Here is an 18,128-nt window from a genome sequence, read left to right as displayed (position 1 = left end):
AATCAATGAGTCCGATGCAGGCAACGATGCTGTTGGAGGTGATGGAAGATCGTTACGACAAAAGCAGCAGCATCCTGATCAGTCAACTGCCGGTAAAAAAATGGTATGGACTGATAGAAAACCCCACGACAGCTGACGCGCTACTCGATCGGCTTACACCCCAGCTATCGACTGGAACTTAAAGGCGAATCACTACGCAAAGAGCAAGGAGTAGCTAGAACAGGAAAAATAGACTAAAACTGAGTCAGAAGATGAGCGAACACGTGATCGAATATCACTGGAATGGGTGATCGGAAAATATCGGAATAACTGATCGGATGTCGCCGGAACAGATGATCGGATACGTCGGAATCTGCAAACGTCGTCTACGGCCTGCGGCTGTTGGGCATCGGCGATCGCAGGCTGTTGGATGAAGCGGCGGCGCTGTGGCATGAGGTCAAAGACCGTCTGCGGGAAAACGCATTCAAGTTGTCCGCCGGCCAACAGCAGTGGCTGATGATCGCCCGCGCGATAGCCATTGAGCCGGAAGTATTGTTGCTGGATGAGCCGACGTCGGCGCTGGATCCTATCTCCACGCTGACCATTGAAGAGCTCATGATATCGCTGAAGGCGCATTTCACCCTGGTGCTGGTGACGCATAACATGCAACTGGCGGTGCGCGTTTCCGATGACACCGCCTTTTTCCATCAGGGAACGCTGGTGGAGTATGCCGCCACCGACCGGCTGTTTACCGCGCCGACGCAGCGCAAAACCGAGGAATACATCACCGGCCGGCTGCGTTAGCGGTCGCGGCGCAACGAACTGAGGGCAATACAGTGATGCTGACGTTTTGATGCTGCCAGTGAAGGTCGTTTTCGGGTTCGACCGAGACAACCGACGTTGTGCCACGCATGCTCTTTCATCGCCAAATCGACTTTTTTCAGCGACGCCGAGATTGCATCTCTTACAACGGACACCCTTCGCAATGACGCATCAGCGCATGGCACTTGGCAGCGAATCCAGCGTTTGATCGCTTTCTCAACGCAGGCAAAACAGGGTCTGACGCCACTATAGCTCCTGCTCCTCATTTCTAAGGAACCCTATTTTCACAACGCGCCCGTCTAGCCCACGACGATGACGGAGAGCGTCAGAGGAGGAGGGTGTTTTCATCTTCTCCCGTCAGTAGGAGGCGCTGCACCCCCTCTCAATCCTCATCGTTAATCCGAGTTGTAAAAGCATAGGCGGCACTGGGGAGTAACGCCTTGATCGTCAGTTTGCGCCAACCGGCCAGTGTTTAATCCGCGGTGTAACCGGCGGCCGGCAGGGGCGCGCCATCCAGCCAGGCAACGTTATCACGCAGCGTTAGCCGGCCCGTCAGCAGCCAGCCAACAACCAATGGATAGATGGCATGTTCCTGCGTTTTCACCCGTTGTGTCAGTATCTGTTCATCGTCTCCGGCAAAAACCGGTACCCGCGCCTGTAGAACCACCGGGCTGCCATCCAGTTCGTCGGTGAAGAAATGCACGGAAGTGCCGTGCTCGGCATCGCCGTTGGCCAGCGCCTGGCGATGGGTATGTAATCCGGGATAGCGCGGCAGCAAAGAGGGATGCACGTTGAGCATCCGGCCGGTAGCGGTCGATAAGGGCGCTGAGCGCCAAATCAAACGCTTCACGGTCGACGAAATCCGCCGGGTTGAGCGACTTCGCCTCGATACCCGCGGCGATGCGCGCCGCGATTTTGCCCTGCTGGCAGGCCTCGATAAGCGCCTGGAGGTTACTGCCTTCACCCGAGATCAGCACAACCAGGCGTTTCATCAGCGGATAATCACCTGATGCTCGCCGGCGGCGGGCTGAATTTCGCCGAGCACCCAGGCGGTTTCACCCAGACCGGCGAGTATGCCGAGCGCCTGACTGGCGCTGGCTGCGGGGACGGCGATAACCATGCCGACGCCGCAGTTAAAGGTACGGTACATTTCATGGTGGCTGACGTTGCCGGCCTGCTGCAGCCAGCGGAATACCGCCGGCCACTGCCAGCTGTTTTCATCGATCACCACCTGGGTAACGGCCGGCAGAACGCGCGGGATATTCTCCCAGAAGCCGCCGCCGGTCAAATGTGCGATCGCATGTACCTCGGTCTGCTCGATAAGGGAAAGCAGCGCTTTAACGTAAATGCGCGTCGGCGCCAGCAGATGATCCGCCAGCGATTTGCCCTCTACCCGCGTCTGTTCGGGGTCGGTCTGGCTGAAGGACAAAATTTTGCGCACCAGCGAGTAACCGTTGGAATGGGGGCCGCTTGAGGCCAGCGCCAGCAGCGTATCGCCGGCCTGGACTTTGCTGCCGTCGATAATGTCCGCTTTTTCCACGACGCCGACGCAAAAGCCGGCGACGTCATAATCCTCACTGTGATACATGCCCGGCATTTCCGCCGTTTCGCCGCCGACCAGCGCACAGCCGGACTGCCGGCAACCCTCGGCAATACCGGTTATCACCGCGGCCGCGGTATCGACGTCCAGCTTACCGGTGGCATAATAATCGAGGAAAAACAGGGGCTCGGCCCCCTGAACCACCAGGTCGTTAACGCACATTGCCACCAAATCGATGCCGATGGTATCGTGGCGTTTTAAATCCATGGCCAGACGCAGTTTGGTCCCGACGCCATCGGTGCCTGAAACCAGAATCGGCTCGCGGTATTTCTGCGGCAGCGCACACAGTGCACCGAAGCCGCCCAGCCCGCCCATGACTTCCGGGCGTTTGGTCTGTTTCACAACACCTTTGATGCGGTCTACCAATGTGCTGCCGGCATCGATATCCACACCTGCGTTTTTGTAACTGAGAGAGGTTTTGTCGGTCACTGCAAGATCTCCACGGAGATAACCTGTTGCTTGGAATGGGGCGCCGCCAATTCTAACAGCGTGGGCAATCGTTTGCGAGAGCTGTTGCATTCGCGTCGACGTTTTTGTTGACTATAGTAAATTCCATATAAGCCTTGATCCTGATCAGGCAAATACGTATGGTGCGGCGGGAAAAAGGGGCTATAATCTCGCGATTTTTTTGGCCGTTCAGTAGCCTAGGGGAGAGATAACATGAAGATCGTTGAGGTTAAACACCCGCTGGTAAAACACAAGCTGGGGTTGATGCGCGCTCACGATATCAGTACCAAACGCTTTCGCGAATTGGCGTCGGAGGTGGGAAGCTTGTTGACCTATGTCGCCACCGCCGATATGGAAACCGAAACGGTAACCATCGAAGGCTGGTGCGGACCGGTTGAAATTGATCAAATCAAAGGAAAGAAAATCACCGTCGTACCGATCCTCCGCGCCGGCCTCGGCATGATGGATGGCGTACTGGAAAATCTCCCCAGTGCGCGTATCAGCGTGGTCGGCGTCTACCGTGACGAAACGACGCTGACACCCGTGCCTTATTTCCATAAGCTGGTATCGAGTATCGACGAACGCATGGCGCTGGTGGTGGATCCGATGCTGGCGACCGGCGGCTCGATGATCGCCACCATCGATCTCTTGAAGAAGGCCGGCTGCCGCTGTATCAAGGTGTTGGTGCTGGTGGCTGCACCCGAGGGCATCGCGGCGCTGGAAAAAGCGCATCCCGACGTGGAGCTTTATATCGCGGCTATTGATAAGGGACTCAACGAAAAAGGCTATATCATGCCGGGCCTGGGTGACGCGGGCGATAAAATATTTGGTACCAAATAATCCTAAACCGGCCAATGAGTCGGTTTTTTTTGACCCTGAAATCTGAGGAAAGTCGCCATGACCCGTCGCGCCATCGGGGTGTCGGAACGCCCGCCGCTGCTTAAAACCATCCCGCTGAGTCTGCAGCACATGTTCGCCATGTTTGGCGCCACGGTGCTGGTGCCGATTTTATTCAAAATCAATCCCGGTACCGTCCTGCTCTTTAACGGCATCGGCACCTTGCTGTACCTTTTTATCTGCAAGGGCAAAATCCCCGCCTATCTCGGCTCCAGCTTCGCCTTTATTTCGCCGGTGCTGTTGCTGTTGCCGCTCGGCTATGAGCTGGCGCTAGGGGGATTTATCGCCTGCGGCGCGCTGTTTTGCCTGGTGGGCCTTATCGTCAAGAAGGCGGGAACCGGTTGGATCAACGTCATTTTCCCTCCCGCCGCCATGGGGGCGATAGTGGCGGTCATCGGCCTGGAGCTGGCCGGTGTCGCGGCCAATATGGCGGGTCTGTTGCCTAGCACCGATGCGCCGGTGGATGCCATCACCGTGGTCATTTCCATGGCCACCCTCGGCGTTACGGTGCTGGGGTCGGTATTGTTCCGCGGGTTTCTGGCCATCATTCCCATCCTTATCGGGGTGCTGGCGGGTTATGCGTTATCCGCCGCCCCCTGGTTCGCGCTGCCAACGTTTTACCATCCGCACTTTGAATGGATGGCCATTCTAACTATCCTGCCGGCGGCGCTGGTGGTGATAGCCGAATATGTGGGGCACCTGGTGGTGACCGACAATATTGTGCAGCGGGACTTGTTGCGCGATCCGGGCCTGCACCGCTCGCTGTTCGCCAACGGCGCGTCTACCCTGCTGTCCGGCTTTTTTGGTTCGACGCCGAACACCACCTACGGTGAAAATATCGGCGTCATGGCGATAACCCGCGTTTACAGCACCTGGGTCATTGGCGGGGCGGTGATTCTGGCGCTCGCGCTTTCCTGCGTCGGCAAGCTCGCGGCGGCGATTCAGGCGATGCCGGTACCGGTGATGGGCGGCGTGTCGCTGTTGTTGTACGGCGTGATCGCCGCCTCCGGCATCCGGGTGCTTATCGAGTCGAAAGTCGATTATAACAAAGCGCAAAACCTGATTCTGACCTCGGTGATCCTGATTATCGGCGTCAGCGACGCCAAAATCCATCTGGGCGCCGTCGAGTTGAAGGGCATGGCGCTGGCAACGGTGGTCGGTATCGCGCTCAGCCTGATATTCCGCGTTATCACGCTGCTGCGCGGCGAAGAGAAAATCCTGGAGCCTGATGAAGGCACGCCCTCCTAACGGCCGCGCCGTCCTCACGGCGCGGTAAAGTTATGGTAAACTGGGAAGGATCTTTGCCAGAACGCAAGAGGTACATCTGAACACGCCAGCGCAGCTTTCTTTACCGCTCTATTTACCCGATGACGAGACCTTCGCCAGTTTTTATCCCGGCGAAAATGGCGCACTGCTGGCGGCGCTGCAGGAAATGCTGCCCCGCGAACACGGCAGTTACCTCTATTTTTGGTCACGCAAGGGGGGCGGCCGCAGCCATTTGTTGCATGCCACCTGCGCGGCGCTGTCGGCGCGCACCCAGGCGGTAGGCTATGTGCCGCTGGATAAACGCACCTGGTTCGTCCCGGAGGTGCTGGAAGGAATGGAGCAATTAGCGCTGGTGACCATCGATAATATCGAGTGTATCGTCGGTGATCCGCCGTGGGAAATGGCGATTTTTAATCTCTATAACCGCATTCAGGAAACCGGGTGCACCCGGCTTATCATCAGCGGCAATTGCCCGCCGCGCCAATTGAATCTCAGCCTGCCTGACCTGGCCTCCCGTTTGGATTGGGGGCAGATTTATCGTTTGCAGCCGCTCTCTGACGAAGAGAAGGGCGCGGCCCTGCAGCTGCGGGCGAAGCTGCGTGGATTTGAATTGCCGGAAGACGTCAGCCGCTTTTTGTTGAAACGATTGGAAAGGGATATGCGAACGCTGTCGGCGACGCTGGATCAGCTGGATCATGCGTCCATCCGCGCGCAACGCAAACTGACCATTCCGTTCGTGAAAGCCATCTTGAACCTCTAAGGGCCTGACGCGCTTTAACCCTTAGCGCCGTAGGACGGGCCAATACCGTGGCGTGGGTGCATGCCAGTACGCCCTCATCGAGGGTTGACGCGCATGCAACAGGTGCCGCGTTGGGCGTAGGCGCGCTTTCCATATACGCCGAGTCCAGCAGTGACATGCTTTCCTCTTGTCCCGCATCGAGCCGTGGCGCGTTTTCCATAGGCTCCGAGTCGCACAGTGACACGCTTGACTCTAGTTGCCGCATCGAACAGTGAGTGACAGGCTTTTCTCTTGTCTCGCGTCGAGCCGTGGCGAGCTTTTCATAGGCTTCGAGTTAAGCAGCGCCGCTTATCCTGTTAGCCAGTGTGGCGCGCCTCACGTGTGTCCTGCAGTAGGGCGCGGTTTAGCGTCGCGCGCCCTTCTCATACTGTGCGAAGCGCAACTGCAACTGCCGGATCTGATCGATACGGGCGTCATAACGCGCCTGCTGTAGGCTGCCCAATTTGACCCGGCTACTGGCCTCGCTTAACGCCCGCACCGCCTGATCCAACTGCCCCGTTAGCGCCAGCCGTTCGGCGCGCGCCGCCAGCTCCTGATCCCCCAGACTCTGCCCGGCGCATGCCTGGGTCAGCAGATCCCAGCCGTTGGTGTCATCTGGGTGGGAAAAGGTGTAGCGATTGAGGATCCGTATGGCGTCGCTATAGCGATGCCCCTCGACATAGGCGTTGGCGAGGTTGAGCAGCAGCACCGGGCTGGCATCACGCTCATTGCCGCGCACCAGCGCCTCAAGCCGGCTGATGGCCTGTCCCGTCTGTTGCAGCGCCAGATCGATATCGGTCATCAAATCCACCAGCCAGATGTTGGACGGTTGCCGGGTCAGCAATGGCTGCAGCGTACGTTTGGCGTCGTCGTATTTTTTTGCCTGATAAAACAAAATCGCCTGGCCGTACTGCGCGGCCAGCTGCTGGCGCGTGTTGCCTTTCTGCCAGGCGTCCAGCACATCGTTGTGCAGCACGTTGTCACTTGACCCAAACATCCCGAGGACGCGCGCCTTCGCCAGGTAAAAGTCCTGCGATGAGTCGATGGCGATGTGTTTCATCTGGTTGGCGCGGTTACGGGTATCCGCCAGCCGGCTCAGCGGCAAGGGATGGGTTTGCAGCATCTCCGGCGGCACGGTGGAGTAACGGTTCTGGTCCGCCAGCTTCTGCAAAAAGGTCGGCATCGCCTGCGGATCAAAGCCTGCGCGTTGCAGTACCTGTAAACCAATGCGGTCCGCTTCCTGCTCGTTGGCCTGGGTGAAACTGATGTTACCCTGGGCGGCGCCGGCGATGGTGCCGGAGAGCATGGCCATACCCAATTGGGGATTGGCCATGGTCAATAGGATGGAGCCCAGCGCGCCGACCCAGGTCAACGGCGCGTTGCGCCGCTGATCTTCCATGGCGCGCGCTAGATGACGCTGGGTCACATGAGACAGTTCGTGGGCCATGACCGACGCCAGTTCGCTTTCATTGTCGGTATAGTTAAACAGCGCCGAATGCAGCACCACGTTGCCGCCGAAAAGAGCGAACGCGTTGAGCTCGCTGCTGCGCAGCAGGAAAAAATGGAAGGGCGTGCGCACCGAGTTGGCATGGGCCACCAGCGTCCCGCCCAAATGGTTGATGTACTGGTTTAACAGCGGATCGTTGATGATTAGTGCGCCGCCGCGCAGCTGACGCACGAAGTAATCCCCCATTTGCATCTCTTCACCGATGCTCAGGGTGCTACCGGCAGTGGTGCCCATATCCGGTAGATTGTCCTGGATTTCGTCTGCGTGCGCCGGGAATGTGCCGACGAACGCGGTCAGCAATAGCGCGATAAAGCTTTTTTTCAACCGAGTAACCATAGTTAACCCATGTTGCCGGCGGAGGCCGGCCGTCATCCCACGCCGCCGCCCACGCCGTCGTGAGGGCGCGCCGGCCTGCGTTGCGGGCTGCGTTTAAACGCTTTTCAGATAGGCCAGCACGATATCATGGTGATTGCTGGTTTTGAAATCGTCGAACACTTTCTCGATGGCGCCATCGACACCCACCAGGAAACTGATGCGGTGAATGCCATCATAGGTTTTGCCCATAAAGCTCTTCTCGCCCCAGACACCGAACTGGCCGGCGACCTGATGGTCTTCATCGGAGAGCAAGGTGAAATTCAGCAGTTCTTTTTCGGCGAAGCGGGATAGCTTCTCGGGTTTGTCGGTGCTGATGCCCAGGACTTCCACCCCGGCCTTTTTCAGGTCGTCCATGTTATCGCGCAACCCGCCCGCTTGTACGGTACAGCCTGGCGTCATCGCTTTGGGATAAAAGTAGACCAACGCTCTTTGTCCCTGGAAGTCGGTAAGGCTAATGAGTTCACCGTCCTGATCGGGCAGGCTAAATTGTGGTGCTATATCACCGGCTTTCAGTGGCGTCATTGCAATACTCCGTCTCTTTCCTGATGCTGTGGATGATTGATAACTCTAATACTGCCTTGCGCATGCAGTTCTGTACAGAGTTGATGAAACCTCTGTTCAATCAGCAGAACCTGACCCCCGGCCGGCCCGTGTGCGGTCATCGAGAGCGTCAGCCGGGGCGGCGATTGCGGGCCCGCCGGCTGTGTTTTCGACGCCAGCTCCGCCAAGGTCACCTGATGGCTATCAAACAAATCGGTATAGCGCTCAATAATATGGGGAGAGTCATCCACCTCCACCGTGACCCACACCGTGGTCGGCGTCGCCAGTTGCTCCTGGGCGTTGGGGCGCTTCATCACAATCAATAAATCCAACTCGGCCCCTTTCAGCGGCAGGGTAGATTCAATTTGCGTGATGGCGTTCCACCCGCCGGAAAGCAGCATAATAAAAGGTAAATTCCTCGCCCAGCATGGCGAGTCGGCTATCTTCAATATTGCAGCCGCAGCTGCTGACGTGGCGGGTAATGGTATTGACAATGCCAGGCCGGTCTGTGCTCAGTGTGGTGATAACCAGATAATGTTGCTGTAACGGTGACAAAATGGCGCTTCCTGTCCGGCGGGTTGTGATTTACATGGTAACCCTAAAAAAAACCTGCTGCCAAGGGCTTACCGGGCCGATGTTTGCTTGCTTTTGGATAGGTGACAAAAGTACCATGAATAACCTGTTTGTGGAGGGATGGTCAATGTTTACGGGAAGCATAGTTGCACTGGTTACTCCGATGGACGAAAAGGGCGCCATCGACCGGGTCAGTCTGAAAAAATTAATCGATTATCATGTCGCCAGCGGCACCGCAGCAATCGTGGCCGTGGGAACGACCGGCGAAACGTCTACCCTGAGCTACGAAGAGCATGGCGATGTGGTGATGTGGACCCTTGAGCTCAGCGACGGGCGCGTTCCCGTCATCGCGGGCACCGGTGCCAACTCCACCTCCGAGGCCGTATCGCTGACTCGCCGCTTCAACGATAGCGGCGTCGTGGGATGCCTCAGCGTCACGCCATACTACAACCGTCCGAGCCAGGAAGGGTTGTTCCAGCACTTTAAAGCCATTGCCGAAAGCAGCGATTTGCCGCAGATCCTATACAATGTGCCGGCACGCACCGGCTGCGATATGCTGCCGCCGACCGTCGCCCGCCTGGCGGAAATCAAAAATATTATCGGTATTAAGGAAGCGACGGGGAACTTAAGCCGCGTTAGCCAGATCCAAGAGCTGGTCAATGCCGATTTCCTGCTGCTAAGCGGCGACGACGCCAGCGCATTGGACTTCATGCAACTCGGCGGCAAAGGGGTGATTTCCGTGACGGCGAACGTGGCCGCGAAGGAAATGGCGCAGCTTTGCGCTCTGGCGGCCGACGGCAATTACGCTGATGCGCGCCGTCTCAATCAGCACCTGATGCCGCTGCATCAGAAATTATTCTTTGAACCCAGCCCCATACCGGTTAAATGGGCTTGTAAAGCATTGGGATTAATGGCGACCGACACCCTGCGCCTGCCGATGACGCCCCTGACCGAGGCGGGTAGCCGCGTGGTGAGACAGGCGTTAACGGATGCGGGTTTGCTGTAACTCTTAGGGAGATTTAATGGCTTATTCAATGCAAAAGTCGCGGGTAGCGAAAGGGGTAGGCGTCACGCTTATCGTGCTGCTCGCGGCCTGTACCAGCGATCAGCGCTATAAACGTCAGGTAAACGGAAATGAAGAGTACCTGAAAGCACCATCGCTGCACGCGCTTACCAGTCCTTCCGGTATGATTCTGCCCCTGCAGAACGGCGACTATGAAATTCCCGCCGTCCCGCGCAACGGCGCCGTGGGCAAAGGGCTGGACATCCGTCCCCCCGCGCAGCCGCTGGCGTTGCTAAACGGTTCCCGCTCGCAATATTCCGGCAACAGCGCCGTTATCCAGCTGGAGAACAGCGCGCAAAGTCGCGATCTGTGGTCGCAGGTGGCGGTGGTAGTGCAAAGCAAGGGCTATCCCATTGCCTCACGTCAGGACGCGCAGCAGAGCTTGAATACCGATTGGATCCTCTGGACCCGCGCTGATGAAGATGAACAGTACAGCGGCCGTTACCAGATAAGCCTGGCGATGCAGGGCTATCAGACTTCGCTGCAGGTGACCTCGCTTGGTCTGCGGCAGCAGGATAAGCCGGTTACCAACCCCGCGCTGATGCAGCGCTATACCGTTGAGATGCTCAACAGCGTCGCGAGCGGGCTCCAGCAGCTTAACGACGAGCGCGCCAACCGCATCGCCCAGGGTGAAACCGCCGATCTGAGCGTGCAAAGCGGCGCCGACGAAAGCGGGGCTGCCGCTGCTGGTGCGCTCGCCGTACAATGCCGTGTGGACGCATCTGCCTGCGGCGCTGGCGCGCATCGGCATGAAGGTGAAGGATAGCAGCCGCCCGCTCGGCACCGTCTCGGTGACCTATGACGCCCCGGGCAGCGGCACCAGGGACGATTTAGGCGCCAAAGATCCGGATTTGCGCAACGGCGACTATAAACTGCAGGTCGGCGACCTCGGCAACCGCAGCACGCTGCAGTTCACCGACCCGAAAGGACATACCCTGACCCAGTCGCAAAACGACGCGCTGATGGCGGTATTCCAGGCGGCATTCAGCCAGTCATCTACCCGTTAATCAACAGGGGGCCGCGGCCCCCTTTTTTACCTGTATTACAGCGTTATCTGCCACTGGAGTATGTAAAGATGCAAAAGTTAGCTGAGTTGTATCGCGGCAAAGCGAAAACGGTCTATACCACAGAGGATCCGGATTTGCTGATCCTGACCTTCCGCAACGATACGTCAGCGCTGGACGGTCAGCGTATCGAGCAATTCGAGTGCAAGGGCATGATCAACAATAAGTTTAATTATTTTATCATGACCAAATTGGCCGAGGCCGGCATCCCGACCCAGATCGTGCGCCTGCTTTCCGATAATGAAGTGCTGGTGAAAAAACTCGCGATGGTGCCCGTGGAATGCGTGGTGCGTAACCGCGCCGCCGGTTCGCTGGTGAAGCGCTTGGGCGTTGAAGAAGGGCTGGTGTTGAATCCGCCGCTGTTCGATCTGTTTTTGAAAAACGACGCCATGCACGATCCGATGATAAACGAGTCCTATTGCACCACCTTCGGCTGGGTCAGTGAACACCACCTGGCGCGGATGAAGCAATTGACCTATCAAGCCAACGATGTGCTCAGCAAAATTTTTGACGATGCCGGGCTTATTCTGGTGGACTTCAAGCTGGAATTCGGCATGTTCAACGGCGAAATTGTGCTGGGGGATGAGTTTTCTCCTGACGGCAGCCGTTTATGGGACAAAAATACGCTGGATAAAATGGATAAAGACCGCTTCCGTCAGAGTCTGGGCGGCGTCATCGAAGCCTATGAGGAAGTCGCTAAGCGTATCGGCGTGACGTTGGACTAACCGCGCAATCGTTTACCTGACGCCGCGGCGGCCTGCCGTGTGTCCGGGGTTATATGCTATCCTCACTACTAGAAAACATATTAAATGGGGATGACGATGCGTTGGCAAGGTGGTCGCGAAAGCAATAATGTGGAAGACAGGCGCGGGCAGTCATCCGGTCTCGGCGGCGGCGGGTTCAGACTGCCGATTCGCGGTAAGGCGGTATTGTACTGCTGATTGTGGTGGTGGTGGCGGGCTATTATGGCGTCGATCTCACGCCGCTGCTTACCGGCGGCCAGTCGGGTTCGCCGTCGACCGCGCAAACGCGCGTCAGCGCCAATGACGATGAAGCGGCCAAGTTTACCGCGGTGATCCTCGGCTATACCGAAGATACTTGGCAGCAAATTTTCCAGCAAATGGGCAAGACCTATCAACCGCCGAAGCTGGTGATGTACTGCGGCGCGACGCGTCCCGGTTGCGGTACCGGCCAGTCGGTGATGGGGCCGTTCTATTGCCCGACGGACAGTACGGTGTATATCGACTTATCGTTTTACGACGATATGAAAAATAAACTCGGCGCCGGCGGCGATTTCGCCCAGGGCTATGTTGTCGCCCACGAAGTGGGGCATCACGTACAAAAACTGCTCGGTATAGAAAGTCAGGTACGTCAACAGCAGCAGGGCCAGGGCGCGCCGGAAAAAACCGTGAATCAGCTGTCGGTGAAGCTGGAGCTACAGGCGGACTGTTTCGCCGGCGTATGGGGCCACAGCATGCAGCAGTGGCAGATTCTGGACGAACAGGACCTCCAAGAAGCGCTAAATGCCGCGCAGGCTATTGGGGCGACGACCGTTTGCAGCAGGGCGGACAGGGTAGGGTCGTGCCGGACAGTTTTACCCATTGCACCTCCCAGCAGCGTTATAGCTGGTTTAAACGCGGATTCGACAGCGGCGATATTAAGCAGTGTGATACCTTTGCCAGTCGCTAAGTTATTATTCAGGGACAGTGTATGAATTTTTCCGATCCGACGCTGCTGATCCTGCTGGGTCTGGCGGCGCTCGGTATTATCAGCCATAACAACACCGTGACGGTGGCGATCCTGGTGTTATTGATTATTCGCTTCACTCCGATGGAGCAGTATTTTCCCTGGGTGGAAAAGCAGGGATTGACCATCGGTATTATCATTCTCACCATCGGCGTACTGGCGCCCGTCGCCAGCGGCACGCTGTCCGCGTCTACCGTAATGCACTCCTTTTTGCACTGGAAATCGCTGCTGGCGATTGTGATTGGCGTGGTAGTGTCCTGGCTGGGCGGCCGCGGTGTCTCGTTAATGTCTAGCCAGCCTTCTGTCGTCGCCGGGTTGCTGGTGGGTACGGTGCTCGGGGTCGCGTTGTTTCGCGGCGTGCCGGTGGGGCCGCTGATAGCCGCGGGGCTATTGTCGCTGCTCGTGGGCCAAAACCTGAGGTGACGGTGTCGCGGCCGTCTTGGCTGGCCAGTATGCATCAAGAAACGGCGGCGATGCGGCGGGCCGGCGAGCGGCGCTTGTTGGTCATAAGCGGCGAGCCCGACTGGTGCTCTCGGCAGGCGGCGGCGCTGAAGACCCTGCTCGGTCGCGAGTTCTTGCATGCGGTATTCGCCGCCCGCCAGGCGCTGTCGGTGGATGCGCTGGCGGCGCTGGCCTCGTGTGCCAGACGGCGATTCGCTGCGCTGGAGTGAACAGCCGCAGCGGATCGCTACCCCGTCTTTTACCCGCTATTTCTGCGCCTCGCTGTTGGCGGATCCGACGGTGGTGGTGCTGCGCCAGAACCGTGCGCCGCAGCTCACTCCCCTCCCGCCCCGGGCCGACCCACCGCCGATCAGCGCCGGCTATTACGCCGGCTGACGCAGGCCGAGCCCGGCATCTATATCATGATTGCGTCACGCGGACGCGGCAAATCGGCGCTGGCCGGGATGTTCGCCCATAAACTCGCTGATGCCTGTTGTATTACCGCTCCCGCCAAAGCCGCCGTGGACGTCCTGCGCCGTTACGCGGGGCCCGACGCTCCTTTTTTTGCCCCCGATGCGCTGCTGGCCCGCTGTCGAGGGGGGGCAAGGGCGCGCTGGCTGCTGGTGGACGAGGCCGCCGCGCTGGCATCCGCTGGTCCTTGATGCGCCGCTGCGCTGGTCGGCAAACGATCCGCTGGAGCGCTGGCTGACGCAGACATTGTTGTTTGAGGATGCTGATGCGTGGGTCATTGCCGCCGAGCAGGTATCGCCGGATACGGATAGGTCCGCCGCCTGCCCAGCGGCTCCCGATGGCGCGATGGSGCCAGMACCGYSYGCCGYMGCTSWSKCMYCKSMMSYYMCGSNCYGACSNCRSCGCYGAWCMNGNCGCCSGCKMKKNAYGCCGGSYNACNGNCASGSNGAGMMMRSCNTCTRYRNCRTRRKKSCRTSNACNGNCKGANCGCGGCRMWKCNGGCKYTKKMCSGGWTGYTCRCCCRYRMMCNTYRCYGMWNCYTSKYSYATYNAYCNGCKCCSKYYRAWGNNGMCGYGSMCGKYMTGNCGYNCKTTANCGCKSRKCMSRACGSTSMWWTKWYKGSSSSNGWTRYNGCTGSTGGMSSRMKGKSGAKKRRSRSCRMGNNNGGCGNNCGCTGKCTGSKSGTRRRCGMSNCCGYSGMGNNGRCRTCYKSWRKTMNTTGRTGSGYYNGYTGYRNTGGYCSGSWAASRATMYGYTSSASNNCGMTGSCTRRYGMASMNNCATTSTNTRWKKGANGGMTGNCWGATNCRTGGRTMANTNCCGSCGAKMAKNGTRTCSMCKKAWAYKKWWAKGKMCRCYRYCWSMMNCWKCRGMWCCNCKAWKKYSMKATSRSKCMANNACCGSSNTGSMRNTMRMWGTKRYNTMRRAWCWNTACRMNTGWSRRMRKNCRMTGRNCMTNNGCSKSYMRCGYRGGWTKMCKGKCWCWKWCAMSRRASMMNACCWMTRMKYSWAGNNGKCCNTSMACGGSSYGMKYRCSKYGMTRYMGNGCTYWTWWYCRGWTKCWMAYMMRYRCMCMTTMSCKYWYTYSNNNGCCSATMSMTNTGSGYMNTYWGMWGGMYGYRMYCGSTNTNTCSTTSKKTRCSKCNNTCAYCRGRNCNGTNAAWTNGWCKKKSGSRTYMTGRMTKKTGSWKKMRGSGRGWTTAANNCAMCGYKNNTRGCGCRYGCYKYCWGGGCKTWWKCKMCCCGYGNGASNGRCRYCKKSRAKKMNNGGTRKKKYYRTTSYAKRGCGCGGTGCAGAGATAGGCCCCGTCTATCTGGCGAATAATCACTTCGTTGGGATTATGAATGTCGTAGGCCACCCGCACCGTCTGGCGGTCTACCTCAATCAGCTCCCTAGCAACATACTGATTATTCAACAATTCAACCCAGCCGCGCTGGGCTACCCGTTTCTCTTCTGGCATAAACATCTCGCGCAACTCGCCCGGCGTCAGGTATTCAATATTATCCCCCTCCTCGGCGAGCAGGGCCTTGCGGTAGGCGGCCGGCGTCATCGACTTGCCGTTGACCTTCGGCAGCGCGCTGTGCTCGTGGCTGTGGTTATAGCGCTGCACCTCCTCCTCGATGGCGTCTATCAGCTGTCGCCAGCTGGGCAATATCGCCAGCGTTTTCTGCTGGGTCGTGTTCAACTCCTTCCTCTGACGCAGGGCATTCGACAGACTCAGCAGTTTTTGCCCCTGCACCCGCGTCCCGTTGGGGTCAGCGCTTAGCCCGTTATAGGTCTGAAAGCGCAGGGCCAGCCTACATGGCAGCACACCGTTAAGCCGCTCAATAATGCCTCGCGCCTGCGGATTGCCGGGGATACCGGTAATATGCTCAATGCCCAGCCGGGGGAAAATCCCGGTGATATCCGCATCCAGCATATTGTTGGTCTCACCACCACCGTTATCGGAGTAGGCAAACAGCGGTTTGCCGTGGTGCTGGATGGCATAACGCCATGCATCCGCCACCGCGATGGCGTTTTCCTCCGGCGACAGACTCCAGCCCACCAAATAGCGGGTGCGTCCGTCGAGCACCAGGGTCAGCTCCGGGGTAAAGGGCCGACCGTGTATCGGATGCGCCACTTTCATGTTCAGCGACTTGCCGTCGGCTATCCAGCAGCCGTTCACCGGCATCTGTGCCCAATCCCGCTGCTGGTAGACCTGATACGCCTTGAGCGCCGAACCGGTAACCCGGCCCTTGACCCGCCGGTGAGGCGCAACCCGCCTGACTACGCGATTCACCTTGTCGTAGGTCGGCAGGGCCGCCAGCATGGCTTGCTGGTCATGGTATTTGCTCTGCCAGTCCGCCTGAAACGCGCGGTAGGCTTCCAGCACCGTCGGGCCACAGGGCCGGGCATAATGCGGCCAGWACAGSGTRTAGAACCACGYMATGTCCTCKGGRCGCTGYTNTCCTGGGCCTGACCGGGAGCCAGTATCGCCAGACGCTCCTGCGGCCGCTCTGCGCTGAGATAGAGACTCACCCACTCCTGCAGGCTGCTTTTACCCACCCCTTGCCGGGGGTGCGTCCCTTTTTGGCGTTGGACAGCGTGGCGGCGCGCTGCAGGGCCTCGGGCAATGTACCGGCCTTTGACTCATCGACGATAAAGGTCACCGCCGCAATGCGGGTCATGCCGGCCTGCTGTAACCGGATCACTTCCTGTGCCAGCATCATGCGCGCATCGGCAATCTGCTTCTGGTGATCGTTCAGGGCCTGCACCTTGCGGTCAAGCAGGGCCGGACATTGGCGCATGATCGCCAGCTCATCACGCGACTTGATGGCGGTGCTGCGTTTGACCGGATCATCAACCGGCTGGGCCGGGGCTTGCGCAATCAGGGATTTATAGTGCCGTTGTTTGATGATCTCGCGTGTTTGTTCCGGCAAACAATCGATGTGGTACTCGAAAGCCTTGGTGCCCGGACGTTTGCGTACCAGTTCAGGTGAACCCTCCGAATATCGACACAGTGCCTGGCGAATGCCCTTGGTTGTCGCGGGTAAGCCGGGTACTCCCATTAATTCTTTGGCGACAACAAACATGATTAAGACACCTTGCGGATATAGCTTGCAGTTCTGTAACGGCTTGGCCAGATCACTTCCGGCTCTACCCCCAACGCATTAGCAATAATTTGCTGATACGGTCTACATGGTGTACGCAAAACGGTTTTAAGTGAGTCTTTGCTGTAACCCGCCTCCAGTGAAAGTGCGCGGAGCGATAGTCCTCTTTTGTGGATTTCCGCCTTGATGATTTCAGGGTGCCAATCGACACACAGATCTTCTTTTTGACTCATCATTCATCTATCCTAAAAAATTGCCCGTGGGGATAACTGCTCGGTTATCTCTACAGACAAAATCTACACCACCAAAAATACCAAATAAAAGCATTTTTAGTTATTTTGGCGCTTTTGTTATAACAGATTGTTTTACATGTATTTTTATGGAAAAGAACCCCGTATGAGAAAAGAACGCCTTGGTATTTTTCAAACACATGACAAAGAACCTGTCATCGATAGAATTGCGCAGCTAGCAAGGAGATACCCCTCGCGTAGTGCAGCTGCCAGAGCTTGGGGGATAAACATCAACACACTTAACAGCTATTACAAAAGGGAAGCGAATCCACCAATGCCACGTGAAAACCTTCTTTCTCGGATCGCAGAATGTGAGGGGGTTACTCTGGAGTGGCTTCAATCTGGAGATGATAAAAAAAAACACCAAATAAAATTGAAGATCGTGATGGCTTGGTAGATATGCTCTCATTTTTAACTAAAGAAGAGCGGGAGCAATTGACAACCATGCTAGCTCGCAAAGGGGTAGAAACAGTTCTCTATCTGCTTGACGAGAATAATATTGAATTGCTGCGCCTAGATCACGTGGCGAAAGAGAAAATCCTTGGACAACAGCCTCAAACGCAAGAAGAGGCTGCTTTAAACGCTCGGAAGGCTAGAGAGTGTGGTCTTGATGGCAACAATGAGGCAGGGGAAGAAATCCTAACAAGCTATAGCAAAAGGGCCGTTTAAATAAATAAAATATAAATATATTGTGTAGATTTAGCAACAAAATCGTTAATCAAAAACTGTTTAAACGGCTTTCAAACTTACTCAAACCACGACTAATCCAGTCCAGAATATAGTGCAAAAAACTCATTTCCCGCTCATTTTTTTGCGACGAGTCCAGAATACTTAAAATGGCTGTAAGCCGTGCCAGTAAAGGGCTTCCGGCTAACCCAACGTTCCCTTTGAGAGTCCAGAAATTGTTGCCACCCCACATGTAACGGTAGACTCGCCTGCTTTCAAACTGGTGAGACTGGCTATGGCTAATCCGTTGGCATCGGTAATGGCATTGTCGATGATGGTCGCGCTGTTATCCGCAGTGAACGTCACCGTTTGATTAGGTACCGGGTTATCATGGCCATCCACGACGGCCACTTTGACCTGATTGGTTTCCGTACCGTCGGCGGCGGCATTATCCGAAAGTAAGCGTACGCCCAGCGCCGTCTGTTAATTCCCCATCAAGTTATTGAAGATGAT

General features: G+C 57.4%; 14 protein-coding genes and 9 pseudogenes. 14 read left to right on the top strand and 9 right to left on the bottom strand.

Going from position 1 to position 18,128, the window contains the following annotated elements; translation table 11 throughout:
• Window positions 1-237, top strand: a pseudogene (locus ACMX3H_RS05365) (ATP-binding protein); the annotation flags it as partial.
• 120 nt (window positions 238-357) lie between these two features.
• A pseudogene (locus tag ACMX3H_RS05360) lies at window positions 358-783 on the top strand (phosphate ABC transporter ATP-binding protein); the annotation flags it as partial.
• 490 nt (window positions 784-1,273) lie between these two features.
• On the opposite strand, the pseudogene purN reads toward ACMX3H_RS05360, so the two are convergent.
• Together purN and purM are read right to left on the bottom strand one after the other, a co-directional pair.
• A pseudogene (purN, locus tag ACMX3H_RS05355) lies at window positions 1,274-1,793 on the bottom strand (phosphoribosylglycinamide formyltransferase).
• Window positions 1,793-2,830, bottom strand: a complete 1,038-nt coding sequence (gene purM / locus ACMX3H_RS05350) for a phosphoribosylformylglycinamidine cyclo-ligase (RefSeq protein ID WP_415210076.1) — start codon at window positions 2,828-2,830, stop codon at window positions 1,793-1,795. Before purM ends, purN begins: the two are co-directional and overlap by 1 nt.
• Before the next feature lie 231 nt (window positions 2,831-3,061).
• On the opposite strand from purM, the gene upp reads away from it, so the two are divergent.
• The 3 genes from upp to hda are packed head-to-tail and all read left to right on the top strand — an operon-like array spanning window position 3,062 to window position 5,771.
• On the top strand, window positions 3,062-3,688 hold the full coding sequence (gene upp / locus ACMX3H_RS05345; RefSeq protein ID WP_415210075.1) for a uracil phosphoribosyltransferase: 627 nt from the start codon (window positions 3,062-3,064) through the stop codon (window positions 3,686-3,688).
• A gap of 57 nt (window positions 3,689-3,745) precedes the next feature.
• Entirely contained in the window at window positions 3,746-4,993 is a 1,248-nt protein-coding gene (gene uraA / locus ACMX3H_RS05340; RefSeq protein WP_415210074.1) for a uracil permease, read from the top strand.
• 49 nt (window positions 4,994-5,042) lie between these two features.
• Window positions 5,043-5,771 carry a DnaA inactivator Hda gene (gene hda / locus ACMX3H_RS05335; RefSeq protein ID WP_415210078.1) on the top strand — a complete coding sequence of 243 codons (729 nt, stop codon included), beginning with the start codon at window positions 5,043-5,045 and terminating at the stop codon, window positions 5,769-5,771.
• A gap of 382 nt (window positions 5,772-6,153) precedes the next feature.
• Here hda and ACMX3H_RS05330 read toward each other — a convergent pair whose 3' ends face one another.
• The 3 genes and pseudogenes from ACMX3H_RS05330 to ACMX3H_RS05320 form a co-directional block, all read right to left on the bottom strand.
• Window positions 6,154-7,632, bottom strand: coding sequence for a M48 family metalloprotease (locus tag ACMX3H_RS05330; RefSeq protein WP_415210073.1), 1,479 nt, complete (start codon window positions 7,630-7,632; stop codon window positions 6,154-6,156).
• Between the two features lie 93 nt (window positions 7,633-7,725).
• Complete coding sequence (gene bcp / locus ACMX3H_RS05325; RefSeq protein ID WP_415210072.1) at window positions 7,726-8,193, bottom strand: thioredoxin-dependent thiol peroxidase; 468 nt, start codon at window positions 8,191-8,193, stop codon at window positions 7,726-7,728.
• A pseudogene (locus tag ACMX3H_RS05320) lies at window positions 8,171-8,766 on the bottom strand (glycine cleavage system transcriptional repressor). Before ACMX3H_RS05320 ends, bcp begins: the two are co-directional and overlap by 23 nt.
• 145 nt (window positions 8,767-8,911) lie before the next feature.
• On the opposite strand from ACMX3H_RS05320, the gene dapA reads away from it, so the two are divergent.
• The 8 genes and pseudogenes from dapA to ACMX3H_RS05280 all read left to right on the top strand — a co-directional run bounded on the left by dapA (window position 8,912) and on the right by ACMX3H_RS05280 (window position 14,772).
• A complete protein-coding gene (gene dapA, locus ACMX3H_RS05315; protein WP_415210071.1) occupies window positions 8,912-9,790 on the top strand; it encodes a 4-hydroxy-tetrahydrodipicolinate synthase in 879 nt (292 codons plus the stop codon).
• Between the two features lie 16 nt (window positions 9,791-9,806).
• Window positions 9,807-10,854: pseudogene (gene bamC / locus ACMX3H_RS05310) on the top strand (outer membrane protein assembly factor BamC).
• Window positions 10,855-10,922: 68 nt separating this feature from the next.
• Window positions 10,923-11,636, top strand: a complete 714-nt coding sequence (gene purC, locus ACMX3H_RS05305; RefSeq protein WP_415210070.1) for a phosphoribosylaminoimidazolesuccinocarboxamide synthase — start codon at window positions 10,923-10,925, stop codon at window positions 11,634-11,636.
• Between the two features lie 96 nt (window positions 11,637-11,732).
• A pseudogene (locus ACMX3H_RS05300) lies at window positions 11,733-12,600 on the top strand (neutral zinc metallopeptidase).
• A 21-nt stretch (window positions 12,601-12,621) separates the two neighbouring features.
• Window positions 12,622-13,080 (top strand): DUF441 domain-containing protein, encoded by a 459-nt coding sequence (locus ACMX3H_RS05295; protein ID WP_415210069.1) that lies wholly within the window; start codon window positions 12,622-12,624, stop codon window positions 13,078-13,080.
• 29 nt (window positions 13,081-13,109) lie between these two features.
• Window positions 13,110-13,328: a hypothetical protein gene (locus ACMX3H_RS05290; protein WP_415210068.1), complete on the top strand. Its 219-nt coding sequence runs from the start codon at window positions 13,110-13,112 to the stop codon at window positions 13,326-13,328.
• Window positions 13,297-13,494, top strand: a complete 198-nt coding sequence (locus tag ACMX3H_RS05285) for a hypothetical protein (protein WP_415210067.1) — start codon at window positions 13,297-13,299, stop codon at window positions 13,492-13,494. The genes ACMX3H_RS05290 and ACMX3H_RS05285 overlap by 32 nt, the downstream gene beginning before the upstream one ends.
• 26 nt (window positions 13,495-13,520) lie before the next feature.
• Window positions 13,521-14,772: pseudogene (locus ACMX3H_RS05280) on the top strand (hypothetical protein).
• Here the strand turns inward: ACMX3H_RS05280 and ACMX3H_RS05275 are convergent.
• From ACMX3H_RS05275 to ACMX3H_RS05265, 3 genes and pseudogenes are all read right to left on the bottom strand, one after another.
• Window positions 14,769-15,941 (bottom strand): annotated as a pseudogene (locus tag ACMX3H_RS05275) (Mu transposase C-terminal domain-containing protein). The pseudogenes ACMX3H_RS05280 and ACMX3H_RS05275 overlap by 4 nt on opposite strands.
• A 142-nt stretch (window positions 15,942-16,083) precedes the next feature.
• Entirely contained in the window at window positions 16,084-16,641 is a 558-nt protein-coding gene (locus ACMX3H_RS05270) for a DNA-binding protein (RefSeq protein WP_415210066.1), read from the bottom strand.
• 2 nt (window positions 16,642-16,643) lie between these two features.
• A complete protein-coding gene (locus ACMX3H_RS05265) occupies window positions 16,644-16,892 on the bottom strand; it encodes a helix-turn-helix domain-containing protein (protein ID WP_345997514.1) in 249 nt (82 codons plus the stop codon).
• A gap of 163 nt (window positions 16,893-17,055) precedes the next feature.
• Between ACMX3H_RS05265 and ACMX3H_RS05260 the strand changes: the two are divergent.
• Window positions 17,056-17,618: pseudogene (locus ACMX3H_RS05260) on the top strand (hypothetical protein).
• A 201-nt stretch (window positions 17,619-17,819) separates the two neighbouring features.
• Here the strand turns inward: ACMX3H_RS05260 and ACMX3H_RS05255 are convergent.
• Complete coding sequence (locus ACMX3H_RS05255) at window positions 17,820-18,089, bottom strand: Ig-like domain-containing protein (RefSeq protein ID WP_415210077.1); 270 nt, start codon at window positions 18,087-18,089, stop codon at window positions 17,820-17,822.
• Between the last annotated feature and the right edge of the window lie 39 nt (window positions 18,090-18,128).

The sequence above is a fragment of the Sodalis sp. (in: enterobacteria) genome (assembly GCF_047607725.1).
Lineage (GTDB): Bacteria > Pseudomonadota > Gammaproteobacteria > Enterobacterales > Enterobacteriaceae > JBLKSS01.
Note: the sequence above shows the minus strand (reverse complement) of the source record. Positions and strands in the feature narration are given on the sequence as shown.